General features: G+C 44.6%; 18 protein-coding genes and 2 tRNA genes. 3 read left to right on the top strand and 17 right to left on the bottom strand.

Features of this window, described 5'->3' with window-relative positions; all coding sequences use genetic code 11:
- Position 1 precedes the first annotated feature (1 nt).
- The 12 genes from B9T10_RS01175 to B9T10_RS01120 all read right to left on the bottom strand — a co-directional run bounded on the left by B9T10_RS01175 (position 2) and on the right by B9T10_RS01120 (position 12,788).
- Entirely contained in the window at positions 2-511 is a 510-nt protein-coding gene (locus B9T10_RS01175; RefSeq protein WP_246782132.1) for an OmpH/Skp family outer membrane protein, read from the bottom strand.
- Positions 511-2,847, bottom strand: a complete 2,337-nt coding sequence (bamA, locus tag B9T10_RS01170) for an outer membrane protein assembly factor BamA (protein WP_246534765.1) — start codon at positions 2,845-2,847, stop codon at positions 511-513. Before bamA ends, B9T10_RS01175 begins: the two co-directional genes overlap by 1 nt.
- 143 nt (positions 2,848-2,990) lie before the next feature.
- Complete coding sequence (gene rseP, locus B9T10_RS01165; protein ID WP_094537601.1) at positions 2,991-4,340, bottom strand: RIP metalloprotease RseP; 1,350 nt, start codon at positions 4,338-4,340, stop codon at positions 2,991-2,993.
- A 3-nt stretch (positions 4,341-4,343) separates the two neighbouring features.
- Complete coding sequence (gene dxr / locus B9T10_RS01160) at positions 4,344-5,519, bottom strand: 1-deoxy-D-xylulose-5-phosphate reductoisomerase (RefSeq protein ID WP_094537600.1); 1,176 nt, start codon at positions 5,517-5,519, stop codon at positions 4,344-4,346.
- A complete protein-coding gene (locus B9T10_RS01155) occupies positions 5,516-6,355 on the bottom strand; it encodes a phosphatidate cytidylyltransferase (RefSeq protein WP_094537599.1) in 840 nt (279 codons plus the stop codon). Before B9T10_RS01155 ends, dxr begins: the two co-directional genes overlap by 4 nt.
- A gap of 10 nt (positions 6,356-6,365) precedes the next feature.
- Complete coding sequence (uppS, locus tag B9T10_RS01150; protein ID WP_211205507.1) at positions 6,366-7,085, bottom strand: undecaprenyl pyrophosphate synthase; 720 nt, start codon at positions 7,083-7,085, stop codon at positions 6,366-6,368.
- 6 nt (positions 7,086-7,091) lie between these two features.
- Positions 7,092-7,637 carry a ribosome recycling factor gene (gene frr / locus B9T10_RS01145; protein ID WP_008314412.1) on the bottom strand — a complete coding sequence of 182 codons (546 nt, stop codon included), beginning with the start codon at positions 7,635-7,637 and terminating at the stop codon, positions 7,092-7,094.
- 49 nt (positions 7,638-7,686) lie between these two features.
- A complete protein-coding gene (gene pyrH / locus B9T10_RS01140; protein ID WP_008314411.1) occupies positions 7,687-8,406 on the bottom strand; it encodes a UMP kinase in 720 nt (239 codons plus the stop codon).
- Positions 8,407-8,493: 87 nt separating this feature from the next.
- Positions 8,494-10,917 carry a ribonuclease R gene (rnr, locus tag B9T10_RS01135; protein WP_094537598.1) on the bottom strand — a complete coding sequence of 808 codons (2,424 nt, stop codon included), beginning with the start codon at positions 10,915-10,917 and terminating at the stop codon, positions 8,494-8,496.
- On the bottom strand, positions 10,910-11,920 hold the full coding sequence (lpxK, locus tag B9T10_RS01130) for a tetraacyldisaccharide 4'-kinase (RefSeq protein ID WP_094537597.1): 1,011 nt from the start codon (positions 11,918-11,920) through the stop codon (positions 10,910-10,912). The genes rnr and lpxK overlap by 8 nt, the downstream gene beginning before the upstream one ends.
- Positions 11,920-12,318, bottom strand: a complete 399-nt coding sequence (locus B9T10_RS01125) for a regulatory protein RecX (RefSeq protein WP_008314408.1) — start codon at positions 12,316-12,318, stop codon at positions 11,920-11,922. The genes lpxK and B9T10_RS01125 overlap by 1 nt, the downstream gene beginning before the upstream one ends.
- Positions 12,315-12,788 (bottom strand): hypothetical protein, encoded by a 474-nt coding sequence (locus B9T10_RS01120; protein ID WP_246781894.1) that lies wholly within the window; start codon positions 12,786-12,788, stop codon positions 12,315-12,317. The genes B9T10_RS01125 and B9T10_RS01120 overlap by 4 nt, the downstream gene beginning before the upstream one ends.
- A gap of 194 nt (positions 12,789-12,982) precedes the next feature.
- Here B9T10_RS01120 and B9T10_RS01115 point away from each other — a divergent pair, with 194 nt between their 5' ends.
- The gene (locus B9T10_RS01115; protein ID WP_094488654.1) at positions 12,983-14,608 is read left to right on the top strand and encodes an FMN-binding glutamate synthase family protein; all 1,626 of its coding nucleotides are present in this window, start codon (positions 12,983-12,985) and stop codon (positions 14,606-14,608) included.
- A gap of 77 nt (positions 14,609-14,685) precedes the next feature.
- Here B9T10_RS01115 and B9T10_RS01110 read toward each other — a convergent pair whose 3' ends face one another.
- From B9T10_RS01110 to proC, 5 genes are read right to left on the bottom strand one after another with little or no spacing between them, the layout of a single operon-like run.
- Positions 14,686-17,580: an FAD-binding and (Fe-S)-binding domain-containing protein gene (locus B9T10_RS01110; RefSeq protein WP_094537596.1), complete on the bottom strand. Its 2,895-nt coding sequence runs from the start codon at positions 17,578-17,580 to the stop codon at positions 14,686-14,688.
- A gap of 11 nt (positions 17,581-17,591) precedes the next feature.
- Entirely contained in the window at positions 17,592-18,716 is a 1,125-nt protein-coding gene (gene zapE, locus B9T10_RS01105; RefSeq protein WP_094537595.1) for a cell division protein ZapE, read from the bottom strand.
- A complete protein-coding gene (gene tadA / locus B9T10_RS01100) occupies positions 18,716-19,210 on the bottom strand; it encodes a tRNA adenosine(34) deaminase TadA (protein WP_008314398.1) in 495 nt (164 codons plus the stop codon). Before tadA ends, zapE begins: the two co-directional genes overlap by 1 nt.
- Positions 19,211-19,771: a YggT family protein gene (locus B9T10_RS01095; RefSeq protein ID WP_008314397.1), complete on the bottom strand. Its 561-nt coding sequence runs from the start codon at positions 19,769-19,771 to the stop codon at positions 19,211-19,213.
- Positions 19,771-20,607, bottom strand: a complete 837-nt coding sequence (proC, locus tag B9T10_RS01090; RefSeq protein WP_094537594.1) for a pyrroline-5-carboxylate reductase — start codon at positions 20,605-20,607, stop codon at positions 19,771-19,773. Before proC ends, B9T10_RS01095 begins: the two co-directional genes overlap by 1 nt.
- Before the next feature lie 162 nt (positions 20,608-20,769).
- On the opposite strand from proC, the gene B9T10_RS01085 reads away from it, so the two are divergent.
- Together B9T10_RS01085 and B9T10_RS01080 are read left to right on the top strand one after the other, a co-directional pair.
- Positions 20,770-20,845, top strand: a tRNA-Gly gene (locus B9T10_RS01085).
- A gap of 64 nt (positions 20,846-20,909) precedes the next feature.
- Positions 20,910-20,985: transfer RNA gene (locus tag B9T10_RS01080), tRNA-Gly, on the top strand.
- Positions 20,986-21,048 lie beyond the last annotated feature (63 nt).

Below are 21,048 nucleotides of genomic sequence, written 5' to 3'. Positions count from 1 at the left end.
GTTATTTCTCTAGTTTTTCTCTTAATTTATTTAAGATGGAGTCGGTCACTTGTAAGCGATCGGCGGAAAAGATCATGCCAGATTCCATAATGAGATCATACTGATTATCCTCAGCATATTCTAAAATGGTGTCGGTGATCTCTTTATGCATTTTGTAGAGCTCTTCATTGCGGCGCAGATTATAATCTTGACGAAATTCTGAAGCTAAACGGGCATATTCACGCTCTAAATTGAGCAAACTGCGTTCATTCTCTTTGCGCTCTGAATCATCTAAGGCAGATGTCACAATAGAATCTTGTGAATTTTTCATCTCAAGGCTTAAGTTTCTGAGCATTTCATCTTTTTGGGCAAATTCATCTTGCAGGCTTTTTTGTACGCCTTTAATTTGCGAATACTCTTCCACTAAGCGTGGCATGTCCACAACGCCCACTTTCAGTGCTTGCGCTGTGGCAGCATTGAAAGCCAAATTGCATGAGATCAGCAAAATGGCTTTAAGCATCCAACGTTTCATTAGAATGGAATACCAATGGAGAATTGGAATTTCTGCGTGCGGTCATAAGATTCTGATTTGATTGGGTTCGCATAAGAGAACACCAATGGACCAATCGGAGAGAACCATGCCACACTCACACCGGCAGAATAACGCAAGCTTGATGTTTTAAAGCTTTTGTATTTGTCGTTATTGTGCACGTTTTCGCGCAAGTTATCGCCTAAACCATACACTTGACCGGCATCAAAGAACACAGACCATCTTAAGTTGTTGCTCTCTGCAAAGCCTGGCACGCGCATAATGAGTTCAGCCGTTGCGTTCATTTGTAAATCACCGCCAGCGGCTTGATCATTCACATAACGCGGACCTAATGTACCTGAACGATAACCACGAACCGTTCTTAAACCACCTGAGTAATAACGCTCATAAAATGGTAAGCCGGAAGTTTTGCCGTAGCCATAACCTTTAGCAATGTCACCACGCAAGTTCAACACCACATCATCCCCATCAAATAATGGATAGAAGCTGCTGTGTTTAAAGGCCACTTTGTAGAATTCATCCGTTGAACCCGGCAATGTACCTGACAGCGTCAATGAGTTGAGTGAGCCTTCTGTAGCGAATACGGTGCGGTCACGCGTATCACGAGAAATCCCGGTGCTAAAGCGAATCAAGTTTTTCTTCTTCGTCACACGATTCCAGTTGCCGCCATTGTAACCTTCACAATACCCTGTATTGCCGTACTCTTTACACTCAGTGCCGGTTAAATCTTTAACGATTTCCATCGGCGTTTCACGAGTGGTTTTGATGTTCAAACGGTCATAACCCACGCTTGCACCCACGGATGTAAACTCAGTCAATGGATAGCCAAAGTTAAAGCTTAAACCATAACCATCCATCAAATAGTCAGCGGTGTAATCGTTTTTGTTCTTCTGTTTTGTATAATGCGCAGAGACACCCGCACTCACACCACTGTCCGTAAAGTATGGATTGGTGTAAGAGATGTTAAATGATTGTGTTTCATCATCCGTTTCCGCAGACACATACAACTGATTACCTGTCCCCATGAAGTTTGGCTGATCAAAACTAATGTTGAAACCAAATTTAGATTCCATGCCATAGCTCAAACCAAATGTGATGCTCCCTGCGCTGCGCTCTTTAACCTTATAGGTTAAATCCACAAGATCAGAATCCACTTGGCGCGTGACGACATCGACATCTTCCACATAAGGCAAACGCTGTAAACGCACTTTTGAGCGCTCAACATCACTGGACATGAATTGCCCGCCTTCCATCTGACGAATTTCACGACGGAAAACATTGTCTTGTGTCCGCTCGTTCCCTTCGATGTTCACGCGGCGCACATAAATTTTCTCACCATTATCCACAGAGAAAATCATTTTAACGGTTTTATTCTCTTCATCGATGTCCGGAATGGCATTAACGCGTGCAAGTGCATAACCATCATCCCCCAGGCGATCTTGAATGGCTTTCACAGCCGCATCCACTTTTGATTTTTTGTAATACTTGCCTTTATCGATGTCCACCAATGCGGTTAATTCTTCTAATGGCACATGGGTGTTGCCCACCACTTCAAAATCTGTAATGCGATAACGATTGCCTTCATGCACATCAATGTCCACAAATAAGCGCTCTTGATCCGGTGCCACAGAGGCTAAAGAGGAATTCACTTCCGCTTTCATAAAGCCACGTTCTTGGTAGAATTTCTCAATCGATTCCACATCTTCACCCACGATGCGTGGGCTGTAGCGATCTGATTTGGTCAACAGCGTCATAAAGCCAGACTCTTTGGTCTTCATTTGCTTTTTAAGTTTACCATCGCCGTAATTTTCATTGCCCGTAAAAGAGATGTCTGCCAATTCAGCGGTTTTACCTTCAGAGACCGCCAATTCAACATTCACACGATTACGTGGCAACTCAATGACATTGACATCAATTTTTGTGGTGTATTTGCCACGCTCTTCATAGGCTTTGAGTAAATCGTTTTTAATGGATGCCATTTTAGAGGCGCTGTAGGTTTTCCCTTCGGATAAACCTGCCATTTTAAGCATCTCTTTAAATTGCTTAGAGCCCACATCTTTATTGCCCGTGACATTCACACGGTCAATGACAGGACGCTCCACCACATTGATGACCAACACGCCATTTTGTTGATAAACACGCACATCATCAAAGAGTTCTGTGGCATATAAGCGACCAATTGTCTCTTGGATGTTACCTTTTTTAAGTGTCGCTGTATCACCACCTAATTGTGAAAAGACTGTACCAGCATTGAGTCTTTGCAGACCTTCAACGCGAACATCTCGCACAGAATAGTTTTGTGCATAAACGAGAGGCATTGCTAATAACAAAGCCGTTGCGAGTATCGATTTTTGACAATTCTTGAGGACCATTATTATTCTCTAACACTATAAAATCTGAAGGTAAACTAGGCGACAATATACAGAATTTGAGGCGTAATTACCACTCATTTAATAGACAGCTAAAACCACTTAGCCACATCATAACTGATGACCACCGCCATAAAAATAAACATGACGAGCGCACCTAATTGCAAAACTTTGACCTTAATACTATCAGGGAATTGATGTTTGCCCATGATTTTTTCAATCCCAAGCCCCACTAAGCGCCCACCATCTAAGACAGGAATGGGCAATAAGTTCAATAAACCAATGTTAATGCTAAAGAGCGCAGCAAGCTGCACAAAGTAAACCAAACCTGAAGCAAGGGCTTGTCCTGCAATGTTTGCAATGCTCACAGGCCCTGCCATGGTATTGATGTGAAAATCCCCTGTAATCATGCGCCCAAGGAATTTAAACACCATCAAACCATCGCTCACTGTTTTATGCACCGCAGCACTCAATGCATCGATTGGCCCTAGGCGATCTTTGGTCACTAAATCTTTATAAATCGAAGCATCAATCATCACACCTAAGCGCACACGACCGTCTGCATCTGCCTGCGGCATTAATGTTTTACGCTCCATTTTTCCGCCGCGATCAATGATGACTTCAACCGCTTGCCCATCTTTTAAATCAGCGGCAACCGTCAATACATCGTGCCATTCTGGCGTTGGATGGCCCGCAATTTCAATGATGTCATCACCCTTCATTAAACCTGCGGTTTCTGCGGCACTCCCTGCAACCACCTCAGAGACAATCGGTTTTAATGCGGGCAAATAAAGATTCACGCCCAGCTCTTTGTATAAATCTGTCTTGGCATCTAATTTTAAAGACTCACCAATGTCTAACGTGGCATAACGCTCTTTACCATTGCGCTCATAGATGATTTCCGCCTTGCCATCGTCTAAATATTCGATGAGCTTTTGCATCATGTCTGTAAAACTTTCGACATTTTCGCCATCAATGGTGCGAATGAGATCACCATTTTGCAGCCCAGCAATGGCAAAAGGTTGCTCTGCTGTCACTTCGACATAGGGCTTATAAGCCGGCACGCCATACATGAATAAGCCCCAAAGCAGCGCAATCGCCAGCACAATATTGGCCAAAGGTCCTGCAGCAACGACACACGCACGCTTCCAAATTGGAGCTTCTTTAAACTTCATCCCTTCACTGAAGGATTCTGTGTGCCCTTCATCATCCACAAACGCCACATAACCACCGAGTAGAATGAGTCCAACAGCATATTCAATGCCATCTTTTCCTTTGCGGGACCAAATGTTTTTCCCAAAGCCAATGCTGAACTTTGAGACGGCAAAACCCAATTTACGCGCCACATAAAAGTGACCAAATTCATGGATGGTGACCAAAAGCCCCATTAAAATTATGAATCCGCCCACAGAGCGGAAAAAGGTTTCTAACCATTCAAACATCGCTTACACATCCTTTAAGGCAAGTTTGGTGCGCTCACGAATGATGCGATCATACTCAATGATTGCATCAAACGATGTCAGCGGCCCATCGGTCAATTGATCTAAAAAGGCTTCCAACTTTCTTGGAATGTCCAAATAGCTGATTTTATCCGCTAAAAAGGCTTCCACTAACAATTCATTGATGGCATTCATCGCCACTAAATAAGTATTGCCTTTGCGCAAGCACTCTTTGGCAATGCGAAGGCATGCAAAGCGCTCTAAATCAGGCTTTTCAAACGTTAGATCCATCATTTGCGTCATATCAACGGGCTGTTTACCCGATAAAATGCGATCAGGATAACCGAGCGCATGGGCAATCGGAATCGTCATGTCCGGCTCGCCTAATTGCGCAAGTAATGAGCCATCTTGATACGCCACCAATGAATGAATGATGCTTTGCGGATGGATCACCACATCAATATGATCCGGATCCATATCAAACAAAAAGTGCGCCTCAATGAACTCAAGTCCTTTGTTCATCAATGTCGATGAATCAATGGTGACTTTCGCGCCCATGTCCCAGCGTGGATGTTTGAGTGCATCTTCCTTACGGATCGATGCCATTTGCTCTAAAGTGAACGTGCGAAAAGGGCCACCTGATGCTGTTAATACCAATTGAGCAACACCTGATAATGTGCTCTGCCCTTGCGCATTTTTTGGCAAGCACTGAAAGAGTGCATTGTGCTCGCTGTCAATGGGCAGTAGCGTTGCGCCATGGGTTTTCACAGCCTCCATAAACAGCGCACCACCCATCACCAAACTCTCTTTATTCGCAAGCAAAATGGTTTTACCGGCTTTAACGGCGGATAATGAAGACAAAAAGCCTTTAGCCCCCACAATCGCTGCAACCACCACATCAATCTCTGGCATCATCACCAAATCATTGATGGCAGCTTCGCCGCGCCATACCGTGATGTTCATTTGATGCTGTTTAAATAACGCTTCAAGTTCCGCGGCGGCTGTTTCATTGGCCATCACCACATATTGTGGTGAAAACTCTTGGCAAATGGCAAACATTTTCGCCACGCTGCGATCGGCCACCACAGAATGCACTTGATACAACGCTGGATTATTGCGGATGACGGTTAATGTCGATGTGCCGATGGAGCCTGTTGCCCCTAAGATGGAAACGCGTTTCATAATGTACTGACATTCATATTAAAAAGATAAAAACCGAACGCAAAGAAGGTGGCACCGGCAATTAAGCCATCGATGCGATCGAGCACCCCACCATGTCCCGGAAAGAGATTGCCGCTGTCTTTATAACCGGCATGACGCTTAATTAAGCTCTCATATAAATCACCAGAAACAGACAACATCGATGCAATCATGGAAATTAAAATAAATCCAATTTTTTGGCCAACCGAAAAGCTCTCTGGCAATGAAAGGGCCACTAAAATGGCAAACAACGTCGAAAAAATTAAGCCGCCTAGCGCGCCTTCAATCGTTTTGCCAGGGCTAATGCTTGGCGCCAATTTATTGACACCCATTTTGCGTCCCACAAAGTAAGCGCCACTGTCGGCCAATGCCACCAAAGCAATCACATAAAGCACCAAGCCAAAACCATAACCGCCCGGCAATTGATGCAGCATGCCAATGGAGACAAAAAAGCCCATCAACATTAATGAGGAACAAAAAGCCGTCAAACGTGTGGAAACAATCCAATCACGCGGATATTTGACTTGTAAATACAACACCACCGGCACGGCTAGCCACACATAAGTGGCAAATGCATTGACGGTTAATAATAAATCGTGAGAATGCGTCACTAAAAAAATGTACGCAATGACCAATAACAGTGTATTGATGAACAAATATGGTAAACGCACATCTTCATGCAGCATGCGTGCCCACTCAATGACACCAATGATCACAACGACAAGCAACGCCAATTGAAACAACCAAGAGGGTAAAAAGCGAATGGCAAATAAAGCCACCAGCGCCATGATGATTCCTGTAACAACGCGTTCTTTCATATCATTATTCTCATTTCGTTACTGCACCAAAACGACGTTCGCGCTCAGCAAACGACATCAGTGCTTTGTTAAACTCATTCTCATTGAAATCAGGCCACAGACACTCTGTGAAATAAAACTCGGCATACGCAAGCTGCCACAACAAAAAGTTACTCAAACGCTGCTCACCGCTTGTGCGAATCAATAAATCCACCGGCGGAAAATCATGTAAGGCTAAACGCTGACTGACCATCACTTCATCAACTTCATCTAAGCTGATGAACTTATTTTGCACATCTTGGGCAATCGCTTTACAGGCAGAGACAATCTCTGCGCGCGAGCCATAATTGAGTGCGATGATCAAATCTAATTGTTGATTGTTGCGCGTCAATTCCACCGCTTGATGCAATTTTTGTTGCAACAACAGCGGGAATTTATGGGTGTCCCCAATGAAATGAATGGCCACCCCTGCTTCATTCAATGACTGTAATTCTCGATCAAGGGTTTTGATGAAGAGCTTCACTAAAAAGCTCACCTCTTCATCTGGCCTTGACCAATTTTCCGTTGAAAACGCATACAGCGTTAGGGCTTCAACGTGATGCTCAATGGCAGCCTTCACAACCCGTTTCACTGACTTAACGCCAGCATTGTGCCCCATGGTGCGAGGCAAAAAACGTTTTTTAGCCCAGCGACCGTTGCCATCCATAATGATGGCAACGTGACGACAAGCATTCGATTCTGATGCTGCCATGTGCAATTAGATCTCCATCAACTCTTTTTCTTTCGCAGCTAATACCGCATCCACTTCAGAGATCATTGCATCCGTTAATTTTTGGATGGCATCTTCACCACGACGCACGTCATCTTCAGAGATTTCAGCATCTTTCAATTTTTGGTTCGCATCACGGCGGATGTTACGAATGGCCACTTTTGCGCCTTCGCCTTCACCTTTAACCACTTTAACCATGTCACGACGACGCTCTTCGGTTAATGCTGGCAATGGAATGCGGATCAACGTCCCTGTTGTCGATGGGTTTAACCCTAAGTCACTCATGATGATGGCTTTTTCAATCGGACCCACCATGTTTTTATCCCAAGGCGTCACACCTAATGTGCGTGAATCTAACACACTCACGTTGGCCGCTTGAGTCAATGGCGTTGGCGTGCCATAAAATTCCACTTCAATGTGGTCTAACAAACTTGTGTGTGCACGGCCAGTTCTTAACTTTTGCAATGCATTTTTCAAGCTTTCAATGGAGAGGTTCATACGATGCTCAGCATCTTTTTTAATGTCATTGATCATATTTTGTTTCCTTATTGACGCAATAGATTAAATACTCAAATGGATTGAATTATTCTGTCACCAATGTACCGATGTCTTCGCCACATACTGTGCGCACTAAGTCACCCGGATTAAAGATGTTAAAGACGCGAATCGGTAATTTATTTTCGCGGCACATCACAAGGGCTGTGGCATCCATGACGCCTAAATCTTTAGCCAACGCTTCTTTATAGCTCACTTGATCATAACGCACAGCATCTGGATCTTTATGTGGATCGGCTGAATATACGCCATCAACTTTTGTGGCTTTAAGCATGATGTCAGCATTCACTTCAATCGCGCGAAGGGCTGCGGCAGAATCGGTGGTGAAAAATGGGTTACCGGTACCGGCTGCAAAAATCGTCACACGTTTTTTCTCTAAGTGACGCACCGCACGGCGACGAATGTACTCTTCACACACTTCATTGATGCGAATTGCACTCATCACACGCACGTATACATTGCGTTTTTCTAACGCATCTTGTAAGGCCAATGAGTTCATCACTGTGGCAAGCATGCCCATGTGATCACCCGTCACGCGATCCATCCCTTTACTCGCAAGACCTGCGCCGCGGAAAATGTTGCCACCACCAATCACAACGCCCACTTCGACGCCGATTGAGTTAAGCGATTGAATCTCGTCTGCAATTCGACCGATTGTTTCAGGTTCAATACCATAATTCCCTGATCCCATTAACGCTTCACCGCTTAACTTAAGTAAAATACGTTTATACTTAGGGGGCTTATTCATAATCCTTAATCCTTACACTAGTTGATGACACAAAATAACTCGGCATTTTAAAACATTTCATTGTGAATTAATAGCAATGACTCAATATTAAGACGACTTCTTCGCTTTTCTGCGAGTGCCACGCTTTTTGAGTTGACCGGGTTTGGCAACCTTCACGGCTGTGACCTTCTTTTTGCCACCTTTGCGCTGCGCTTCACGCTTTGGCTTCGAGGATTGTTTACGGTTTGCACGATCCGATTGTTTCGCTGCTGCAATCTCTGTAAAGATCTTCTCACGCTCTTTTTTGGTGAGTTTTGGATTCTTCGGCAAAGAGATCAAATCAAAATCAATGAATTTGGTTTCCGGATTCGCATCTAATACACGCACCACCACTTCATCGTTGAGTTTAAGTACTGTGCCTGTTTTCTCGCCGATTAAACGATAACGCACATCATCAAAATGGAAATAATCGCCCGGCAATTTCGACATGTGCACCAAGCCTTCTATGAAGATGTCTGCCAATTCCACAAACACGCCAAACTTCGTCACCCCTGAGATGCGACCATTTAACACTTTACCAATGAACTGCTGCATGTATTCGCATTTAAGCCACGAAACCACATCCGAAACGGCATCATCCGCGCGGCGCTCCATTTCTGAGAGGCTTTCCCCTAATCCTGTCATGATTTTTTCATTGTAAGGATATTTCACGCCTTCGCCTTGCGCTTTGTGGATCAAATATTTAATGCCACGATGCACAATTAAATCGGGATAACGGCGAATCGGTGAGGTAAAGTGCGCATAATGGGTCAAAGATAGACCAAAGTGACCTTCATTGGCCGGTTGATACACCGCCTGCGCCATCGAGCGCAGCATCATGGTTTGAATGATGTCAAACTCAGGCAGATCGGCCGCTTCTGCCAATGTGCGTGCAAAATCACGCGGCTCAGGCGCATCACCACCTTCCACACCTAAATTGTATTCCACTAAAAAGCGGCGCAATTTTGTCAAACGCTCTTCAGGGGGTTTAGCATGCACACGATACAAGGTCGGAATTTCATTGCCTTCTAAGAAAGTCGCCGCGGCAATGTTTGCGGCAATCATGCACTCTTCAATGATCATGTGCGCTTCATTACGCACACGGAACTCAATTTTATCAATCAAGCCTTCATCATTGTAGAGAATCTCTGTCTCTTTCGTTTCAAAGTCAATGGAACCGCGTTGATCACGCGCTTTACGCAATACTTTATACAATTGATAGAGATTTAAAATGTGCGGCATGATCTGAGCATAGTCATCTTGAATTGGGCTATCTTCCCCAATGAGTTCTGCCACCAATTCATAGGTTAAACGCGCATGGGAACGCATCACGCCTTCAAAGAATTCAAAGCTGATCATTTCACCGGTGGGCGAGATCAATAACTCACACACCATGCATAAGCGATCAACATCAGGATTCAGTGAACATAAACCATTGGACAATTTTTCTGGCAACATCGGAATCACGCGATCTGGGAAATAGACAGAAGTCCCACGCGTAATGGCATCGCTGTCAATCGCATTGCCTAAACGCACATAGTGCGCAACATCGGCGATCGCAACATACAATTTAAAGTTACCATCCGCCACTTTTTCTGCATAGACAGCATCATCAAAGTCACGTGCGGTGATGCCATCGATGGTAACAAGCGGTAAATGACGATAATCTTTGCGCCCCACTTTATCTTCTTCTTTGACTTCATCAGCAATCGTTTTTAACAGCGCATCTGTGGCTTTCGAAAACTCATGGGGCAATTGATGCTCCATGATCGCCTGAATGATGGCAATGTCTTTGGTCATTTTACGGCCAAACACTTCTGTCACTTTTGCGGCAAAATTGCCTTGATCGAGCCCTTTTTGATCAATTTCAATTTTCACAAGGTCATGGTTTTTCGCACCTTTCAATTGATCTTCTAACACCAAAAAGTGTTGCGTGATCTTACGATTTTCAGGAATGGCAAGGGCTGAACCATCATATAAAGAGATGCGAGCAATAATTTCATGCAAATGGCGCTTAATCACGCGAATCACGCGACCTTGGCGCATGGATTTAGAGCGGAAAATCCCTGTGATTTGCACTTCCACTTCATCATGATGCATGACATTGCGACAATCTTTCGGGGAGATATAAATCGTATCTTCACCTTTGACCGTCACATAACCGTGCCCTTCAACTGAGCCTTCAAATATGCCAATGACGGTGGCATCCCCAGTCACCGGTAAAAACTCTTGACGATGATTACAATGGAGCTGCCCTGCGCGCTGCATGATGAATAAGCGGCTGCTTAATGCTTCCATCTGCCAATCTTCAGTCAAACGAAAGAGCGTGGCGATTTCATCAAAGGTGACTTTTTCAGCCACTTTTAATAAGGCTTGAATAAAATCACGGCTCGGAATGGCATGGGTATATTTTTCTTGTTCTTTTTTAAAGTTCGCATCATTTTGTACGTAATCGCCAAAATATGCTTGTTGTTCTTGTGTTAATTTAGACATTGAGTCTCCTTTCTTTAAGGCTGATTGCATCAACCTTTTTTTGAATACAGTGTGTAATGTTTGTGATCAGCGCATCTGGCAGTGTCGTCTCTAACGGCACCACAAAGACCGCGCGATCTTTTAAAATATGTGTGCATTTGACGGCATCTTTTTCCGTCATCACGATCGGATCTCTGATTTTGGCAAAATCTTGTTCGCAAAATGCATGATGATCATCAAAGGGATACGGAGTGATATGAACGCCTTGAGCCTTTAAAGCACGAAAGAAATTATCGGGGTGCGCAATGCCAGCCACCGCGCTTGCATGGGTTAAATTGCACCAGTTTGTTGTTATTGTGGGCTGATGTAATGGATATGGCAAACCTAAGGTTTGTTTTAGATCATAACATCGATCAATATAGGGGGTTAAATCATCACAGTGCACTTTTGAAACAATCGCTGAGACCGAGGCTAAGCGACTGACCGGTTCACGAAGTGGACCTGCGGGCATCACATAACCATTGCCAACGCCTTGTTCACCGATGACGGCAATCTCAAAATCACGGGCGAGCGCATAATGCTGTAAACCATCATCACTGATGATCACATCAATGTCTGGCGCTGCATTGAGTAATGCCATGCCAGCTTGATGGCGATCTGCACAGACAGCGACTGCCACACCTGTTTTTTCACGGATCAAATAAGGTTCATCCCCTAACACTTTTGGTGATGATGTGGCATCTGCAACGATGCATCCTTCACTTGTTCGACCATAACCGCGTGAAATTAAGCCGACACAATACCCTTTTTTTTGCAGCGCTGCAATTAAAGCAATCGTCACAGGCGTTTTTCCAGTGCCACCGACATTGATGTTCCCCACCACAATCACGGGCACGGGCAGGCATTTGATGGCTGCTAATTTTTTATGCATCACTCGGCGCGTGGCCATCTGATACAACCATGACAATGGCCACAAAAGATGTGCAATGATCCCTTTGTGTTGCCAAAATTTAGGCGCCTGCATTAAAAACCTCGGCGATACAGCGCCGCCTTTAATTTAGGTTCAGGCTTTGCGCCAATTTTCCGCAAAGCGATGGCTTTAGCCGCTGTAAAATCTGCCTCTTCAAGCGCGATATTGATTAAGTCACTCGGCACTTGATGCTGTCTTAATTGCATCGTAATGCGATGCGGACCATAACCTAAATTCGCTTGGTTGCGGGCAAACATCTCCGCAAAACGCTCAAGACTCACATAATTGTGCTCATGACAATAGGCCAATACTTTAGGCAACACAGTTTCTGGGCAACCTTTAATGGTGAGTTTTTGCGTCAACTCCACAATGCTGTGTTCGCGGCGCATCAATAAATTCAAAGCGCGCTCTTGCCAATAACGCAACTCTTTGGCGGGATCGTGTTCAGTCATGGTTTGGTGTACTTCTCTGCATTTTTTGTCATGCTCGCTAAAATCTCTTCAATGGAGCGATTTTGAATGCGTGGTTTGGTTAATAAGGTTTTGTTTGAACGCACTGGCAGCTGTGGCACAGGTTCATCACGCAGCGGCGTCATCTCTTCAACACCACTTTTTTTCGGCATCACTTGCACATAAAACTCAGGCAATCTCCAAGCTTTTGTGGAAATGTTGTTTAAATGGTTTTCAAGGGTTTGGCGCACCTCTTTTTGATGATACTGTTTAAAATGGCTCATGGACAATGGATCGAGCGCCCCGATGATCCAAAAACGCTTACCTAAAGATGCCACAAATAAGCGCCCTTTTAATTTCTTGGGCAAAAACTCCTGAAACCAAGGTTCGACATAAGCCAATTGACGGGCTCTACGCAATTGAATTTTCAAATCCTGATCATTTAAATTATTTGAATAAATGATCTTCGCCACAGCCCTGTCTGCACTATATCTATGATTACTAAAAGGAATGCTCGGAATGGAGTGATAGTCCCATTCGTTCTCGGGTGCCGCCTTTTTACTCTTTGACAACATTTTAACTACAATTCCTTATAATTTAAAACAATTTAGCGTATGATAGCGCCCACCATTCTAAGCCATTATCACCATTTATCAAAGGAGATATCATGACCGCTATTGCATACATTGGGCGCTATTCCCTCTTCATACTTGCAATTGTTGTTGCCCTCGTTTCTATCCTCTTCCATTTTCCACTGGGTAAAGTGGTTTTTGGGGTGTCACTGGTGCTGATTTTCATCGGCATTTTAGACATTTCCCAAAAGACTTATGCGGTTCGTCGCAACTACCCAATTTTGGGTAACTTGCGTTATCTCCTTAAACATTTCCGCCCTGAAATCCGTCAATACTTCATTGAATCTGACTCTGAAGCGGTGCCTTTCACCCATGGCCAACGTGAATTGGTGTATAACCGATCAAAAAATCATAACTCAAATCGTGCCTTTGGGACGATTCAAAATGTTTATGAAAAAGGCTTTCAATTCATCAACCATTCCATGGCACCTGTTGCCATGCCGGATCCTGATGGCTTTCGCGTCACCATTGGCGGCAAAGAGTGTAAACAACCCTACAGCGCCTCCATCTTTAACATTTCAGCCATGAGCTTTGGTGCATTGAGCTCAAACGCCGTTTTAGCCTTAAATGGCGGCGCAAAATTGGGTAACTTTGCCCATGATACAGGCGAAGGCAGCATCAGCCCATACCATTTAGAAAATGGCGGGGATTTAATTTGGGAATTGGGCAGTGGTTACTTTGGTTGTCGCACAGAAGATGGCCGTTTTGATCCTGAAAAATTCCGTGAAAAAGCCCGTTTGCCACAAGTCAAAATGATTGAGGTCAAAATCAGCCAAGGCGCTAAACCTGGGCATGGTGGCGTATTGCCAAAAGATAAAATCACCAAAGAGATCGCCGAAACACGCGGTGTGCCGATGGATCGTGATTGTATCTCCCCTGCCACACATTCTGAATTTTCAACGCCCATCGAATTGTTAGAGTTCATCCAAAAATTACGCGAACTCAGTGATGGTAAACCTGTCGGTTTTAAACTCTGTATTGGTCATGCGTGGGAATTTGCCGCGATTGTTAAAGCCATGCTCAAAACTGGAATTTTGCCAGACTTTATCGTGGTTGATGGTAAAGAAGGTGGTACAGGCTCTGCCCCCATTGAATTTGCAGACCACATTGGTTCGCCACTGCGTGAAGGCTTGCTCTTTGTGCACAACACATTGGTGGGCGCGAACTTACGTGATCAAATCAAAATTGGTGCAAGCGGTAAAATCATCAGCGCCTTTGACATTGCCCGCACCATCGCCATTGGCGCAGACTGGGTGAACTCCGCCCGTGGCTTTATGTTTGCCTTAGGTTGCATTCAATCATTGAGCTGCCATACAAACAACTGCCCAACAGGCATTGCCACGCAAGATTTAATGCGTCAAAAAGGCCTAGATGTCACCAATAAGAAAAACCGCGTGTATAACTATCATCGCAATACGCTCCATGCGCTGGCTGAGATGTTAAGTTCTGCAGGTATTTCAAATGTGCATGAGTTAGAGCCCCATCATTTGGTATTAAGAACCACAGACAATGAAGTGCGCCTCTTCTCGAACACTTATTATTACTTAGAACCTGGCGCGTTACTCAAAGATGAAATTGCCAGCCAATACTACTCAACTGTGTGGAATGAAGCACAAGCTGAAAGCTTCGCTCCCACTAAAAAATGTGTGGGCTGCTGTTAAGATTCTGTCTTTTTAAACCCATTAAAAAAGCCTCGTTTGAATGATTCAAACGAGGCTTTGATTTTAAAGCGCTTCAATTAGACTAAAGCGCGGCGTAACACACTCACAGGATGCAACGCATTGACGGCAGAAAAACGTTCCACTTGCGTGCGGCATGAAAAACCTGTCGCCATGATGTGATCTTTTGCATCAATGCCGTCGATCTTCACACGCCAAGATTGATCATAAATCTTCTCTGACAATTCTGCTTGGGCACTTAAGTGGCCAAATGCGCCGCTCATGCCGCAGCAGCCCGTTGCCACCACTTCTACCGTTAAGCCAAGCCCTTTAAAAACTTGTTGCCATAAAGCCGGTGCATTCGGTACAGAGGTTTTTTCCATGCAATGACTCATCAAATAATAAGTCGCCGCCGTCGCTTTTGGTAAAGATTGAGCCTTGGCCAAATACTCCGCCAAAAACTCTTGCACAAGGCGCACATTGGTATCGGTGCCAAAGAGCTGCTTGTAATCCTTGCGATACATGACAGTAATCGGCGGCTCAATGCCCACCATTGGCACGCCAAGCTTAGACAATTGCACCAGCATTTTATATTGCTGCTCAGCCGAACGCTTAAATTGATCACGCATGCCGAGCACATGGTACGCTTTACCAGAATTTTGATACGGCGCTAAAAAGACTTTCAACCCCAATTGATGCAACACTTCAATGCAATCTTTGAGCACATGGCCATCAAAATATTCCGTCAATGCATCAGGTACAATGATCACGCTGTGTTCCGGGTCAAATTGCGCCGCCGTTAAGCGTTCAACATCTGCAATTGTCCACTGCGTCACTTTACCCGCCTTCACCAATGCCGCCACGCCATTGTCTTGTGGCATTGTGGCATCCACTAACCCAATTTTTTGCATGATGCTTTTGGTCATCGGCAATTTAAACAGCGGGTTGGTGAGGTTTCGCATCTGATACAACATCGGTGCGCGCTCTTCAGATTGCGCTAAAATGGTGTGCACCAGCGGGCGTTTACGGGTTTGATAATAAACCTCCATAAACTGTGAACGGGCATTGGGAATATTGATCATAACCGGACATTCAGAAGTACAAGAGCCGCAACTTAAACAAGTTTCTAGGGCTTTGAAAATCTCTTCTTCAAATTCTGGCGTATTTTGATCCGTACAGCGACGACGTTCCCACTCTTTAATGAGCATCGCGCGCCCTTTCGGTGATTGAACACGATCACGTGTGGCTTTATAACTTGGGCACATTGGTGAATGGACATCATAGTTAAAACACGCACCATTACCATTACAGAAGTTGATGCGGCGGTACTCATTCCACATCTCTTCGGTGATCAAGGCATCAAACTCGCCGCGCATTGGCGTTGCGTCGATTTTCTTAAGCGTTGCATCCGTCATTTCTAACGGTGCGGCAATTTTCCCAGGATTCATTTGATTGTGTGGATCAAAGGCAGATTTAATGGCACGAATCACTGGGTAAAAATCCCCAAAGAAAGGTTCGCAATATTCAGAGCGTACCCCTTTACCATGTTCACCCCATAAAACACCTTTGTATTTCACGCATAAATCATACACTTGATCACTCACTTTGCGGATCATTGCACGATCTTCTGGCGTTTTAAGATCAAGGGCTGGGCGCACATGCAGGACCCCTGCATCCACATGACCAAACATGCCATACATGAGATTTTGTGCATCTAACACTGCTTTAAATTCTGTGATGAAATCTGCCAAAGCTTCCGGTGGCACGGCGCAATCTTCCACAAATGCCATGGTTCTGCGCTCACCTTTGATGTTACCAAGTAAACCCACCGCGCGTTTTCTTAAGCCATACACATCTTTAATCGCCGCTTCCCCTTGAATCACATTTGAGGATAGCAGTGCACTGTATTGACTCTCTTGCATATACGTGGCAAATTTCGCCACAGAATCTGCCAATTCTGCTTCATCATCGCTGTTAAACTCCACCAATAAAATGGCTTTTAAACGATCAAAATCCACACCTTTAAAATGGTGCTGATTCACTTCCCACACATAATCGTTTTGCGCACGTTCCACCACGCGATCATCTAATACTTCAATGGATGTTGGCGTCACAGGTGCATCCATTAAATAACTTGAATGCCTTAAAGAGGCGATGAAATCATCATAGCTGAGAATCACCAGCGTGCGATATTTCGGGATTGGTAAAACATTGAGCGTCGCTTCCGTTAGAATGCCCAGCGTGCCCTCTGCCCCACATAATAGATGCTTTAAGTTATGGGTTTCATCTTCATAAAAATGTTTGGCATCATACCCAGTCATAGAGCGATTGAGCTCAGGGAAATGGGCATTCATGCTCTCCACATTTGGGGCAATGAGATTGGCCACCGTTTCACTCAATGGGTTATTTTGAGTGGTGTCAATCGGTGCACCATTTGGCAAAAAGCCTTTTAAAGCGATCACATGATGGCGCGTTTTACCATAGGTAAAACTGCCTTGCCCCGATGCGTCTGTATTGATCATTCCGCCAATGGTTGCGCGGTTGGACGTAGACAATTCAGGGGCAAAGAAAAAGCCATGGGGTTTTAAAAAGGCATTGAGCTGATCTTTCACAACGCCTGTTTGTACCGTCACTTGATGCTTTTCAGCATCAAAACTTAAAATCTGATTCATGTGGCGCGATAAATCTAAAATGATCCCCGTATTGAGGGATTGACCATTCGTGCCCGTGCCGCCACCTTTGGCCGTGATGTTCACGCCTTGATGTTCTCGCTTTGCCAGCAGCGCTGTCACAATTGCCACATCTTCACTGTTTTTCGGGTACAACACCGCAGCGGGTTTGACCTCGTAAATGGAGTTATCCACCGAATGCACCAAGCGCGATGCCTCGCTGACTTCTATTTCCCCTTGAAATGGCGTTTGACGCAACGCGTGAATGTACTGCTCTATGGTTTGTTCAGAAATAGAAGGACTCATCTTTTTCTCCCTTATGCCTGGCGTTTCGGTTGATGTAAATAGGTTTCTGACTGCATTTCAATGAGGCGGCTGACGGTGCGATCAAACTCAAAATCCAAGGCATTCGTGCCTTTTGTTTCATAGAGTTCAGCTAGATTTGTTTCAGCGCCTATAATGATTTTAACACCTTGATCATAAAACTCATCGATCATAATCACAAATCGGCGTGCTTCATTTTGACGATCCCGATTTAAAATCGGCACGCCACTTAAAAAGACCGTATTGTAATCAGCGGCCAATTGAATGAAGTCTTGTGAGGCACGCGGCTTTGCACACGCCTCTTTAAAAGTGAACCATGTGGCATCATTGCCCACTTTAAGCATCTCAAAGGCATGACCATTGACATCACGGGTGATCGGCCCTTGACTGTGACCGGTAAGCTCATCAAAGGCTTGTTCAAAATGCGCGATTTGCGCATCGACAGAACCTGTGAACCATACATCCGCCGATTCTAAATGGCGCATGCGATAATCTTTATCACTGTCTAAAGGCACAGACACCAAACGTTTTTTAATGATCTCAATGGCGGGCAAGAATTTATCGCGCTGTAAACCATTTTTATACAACTCATCCGGTTCACGGTTTGAGGTTGTGATGAAGAAAATACCTTCATCTAATAGAGATTCTAACAAGCGATACAAAATCATGGCATCTGTGATGTCAATCACGTGGAATTCATCAATGCAGAGCACTTTGCATTTTTCAGCATAGCGCTTGGCCACCAATTTTAAAGGGTCGCTCTCGCCCTGAAAGCTTCTGAGTTCATTATGCACATCCTGCATGAAGTGATAATAGTGATTGCGAATCTTTGGCACATTGATGTTGTGATAAAAAAGATCCATCAAAAACGTTTTACCGCGCCCGACGCGTCCATAAATATAAATACCGCGGGGATCAGCATATTGCTTGGCTTGATCGGGCACTTTTTTGGTGAGTTTTTGAAAAAACGATAATTTGCGTTGATCTACGACAGGCTCATCATTTTCAATCTTTACTTTTAATCGATCGTACTCTTCTGCCACGCGCAACTGAATCGGATCAATATTATACCCGCGTGTTTCTATCTCCTTAAGATAGGCTTCCTTGATGGTTGACATTACTCCCTCCTACTGCTTTTTTGTTGTTGTCGTCTCTCTTTGAAAAACGACTGTATTAATGTGCGACACTCTTCGGCCAAAACCGCTTGCGTTATCATAACGCGGTGGTTAAAAGAAGCAAAGGTATTGACATTCAATTGTGTGCCAAGCGCACCATGGCGGGAATCTCCGGCCCCAAAGATGATGCGTTTTAAGCGGCTGTGTACAAAGCTGCCGGCACACATCATGCAAGGCTCTAACGTCACATAGAGTTCGCAATCAATGAGCCGATAATTATTTAAAGCTTGCCCTGCTCGGCGAATGGCGACAATTTCAGCATGCGCTGTCGGATCATTTGTGGTGATCGACTCATTAAAGCCGCGGGCAATGATTTGCCCATCTTTGACGATCACTGCGCCAATGGGAATTTCGCCAATCGCGGCCGCTTTTTGTGCTTCCACTAAAGCCTCACGCATGAAAAATTCATCCTGAGGCTCTATCTCTTCTGCCATCATCTACAAACCCCAGTTGAGTAAAAAGGATTTGACGATGTATAATCCTGATTGCACCAGCATGATCGCCAATAAAACAACCATCGGTTTAAAATCAATGTTGCGATAACGCAATGTGAAATTAAAAAGGCGCATCAATGGCGCAGTTAAACGCCCTAACACATCCAGCACAATGCGCGCATTCGGCGACTCTCGAAACCAGCTGCATAACGACACACCAATGATGGCATAAAAATAGATGGTCAAAATGTCTTGAATGATCTCTATTAAAATAAGCCCGAGCACAATCAATGGCGAGAGCGCAAGGCGCATCAATAACATTATGAGCACATACTTAATGATGCCCGCTAACAGCACCACCACCATGCATGACCAATCCCAGCTGCTAAATACGGGTGTGATTCTTCGCACAGGCAATACAATCGGATTGGTGATGCGCACCAAAATTTGAATCATCGGGTGAAAGAAATTCACTTTCACGCATTGCAATAAAAAGCGAAGTAACACCAAAAAGCTGATGCAGTTAAACACCAATTTAATGATAAATTCTAATAATCCTGTCATCAGTGATCCTCACCTTTAATGGTTGCCTCTAAAGATTTCGCGAGCACTTCACTGCGCTCAACCGTTGCCGTCATGGCAGATTTAACCACGTTGAATAAAGCATCATTGTCTTTAAAAACGGCCATTGCTTGTTCTGTGGTGCCCTTAGGAGAACAGATGCTACGAATCAAATCTGGCAATTCAGATTCACCCTCTGCCGCTAATTTGGCACTGCCGAGCATCGTTTCAACCGCCATGCGCGTCGCTTCTTCAGGATTCAGTCCCATTTGTGCGCCCACTTGCCCAATGATTTCGGCAAAATAGAAGAAATACGCTGGACTTGAACCTGCAACCGCAATCACGGCATTGATTAAGGATTCATCTTTCACCCATGTTGCCATCCCGCAACCTTCGAACATCTCTGTCACACAATTGATGCGATCGGCCGTCATATAAGAATTGGCATATAATCCCGTCACGCCGTGCCCAACTTTTGCTGCCATGTTTGGCATCGCACGCACAATGGGCAACTCATTAATCGGTAATAATTGTGTAATCGCTGACACCGTCACGCCCGCTGCAATGGAGATCACCACTTGATGCGGCTGAATGTGCGCACTCATTTCTGGCAACAATGCTGCAAAACCTTGTGGTTTAATGGCCAACACAATGTAATCCACTTCTGATAAAAAATAGCGATAATGCTCAAAAGTGTTGATGCCATATGAGGATGAAAGATGCATTTGACGATCAACACTTGGATCAGCCACAAAAATGGATGCGGGTAAAAATCCCTTCACTAAGCCTGCAATGATGCCTTCTGCCATATTGCCACCACCGATGAATCCTATTTTCATGCCTTGTCCTCTAATAAATGAATGTGGGGTTTGATTTTACAAGAGAGCGCGTAAAGTTGGTAGTTGGCAATCAAAAATGGTGCATAAATCAAAAAAAATTACACTTTGCGCAATCTTTGAGCAGACAAGGTCTGAAAAAGTTGTATAATGCACACCTCTTCTGCGGGAATAGCTCAGTTGGTAGAGCACAACCTTGCCAAGGTTGGGGTCGCGAGTTCGAGTCTCGTTTCCCGCTCCAAATTAAATCCTTAGACATAAGGTGATGTGATGAAGACCAAATCATCATATCCACAACGCTTTTTGCGGGAATAGCTCAGTTGGTAGAGCACAACCTTGCCAAGGTTGGGGTCGCGAGTTCGAGTCTCGTTTCCCGCTCCAATTTTTAAGCCCTTCAATGAAGGGCTTTTTTATTGCCTAAAACTTCCTACAATCCCTTCTGCC

Source organism: Wohlfahrtiimonas chitiniclastica (genome assembly GCF_002252325.1).
Taxonomy (GTDB): Bacteria; Pseudomonadota; Gammaproteobacteria; order Cardiobacteriales; family Wohlfahrtiimonadaceae; genus Wohlfahrtiimonas; species Wohlfahrtiimonas chitiniclastica.
The sequence above is the reverse complement of the archived record's forward strand: the minus strand, read 5'-3'. Positions and strand labels throughout refer to the sequence as shown.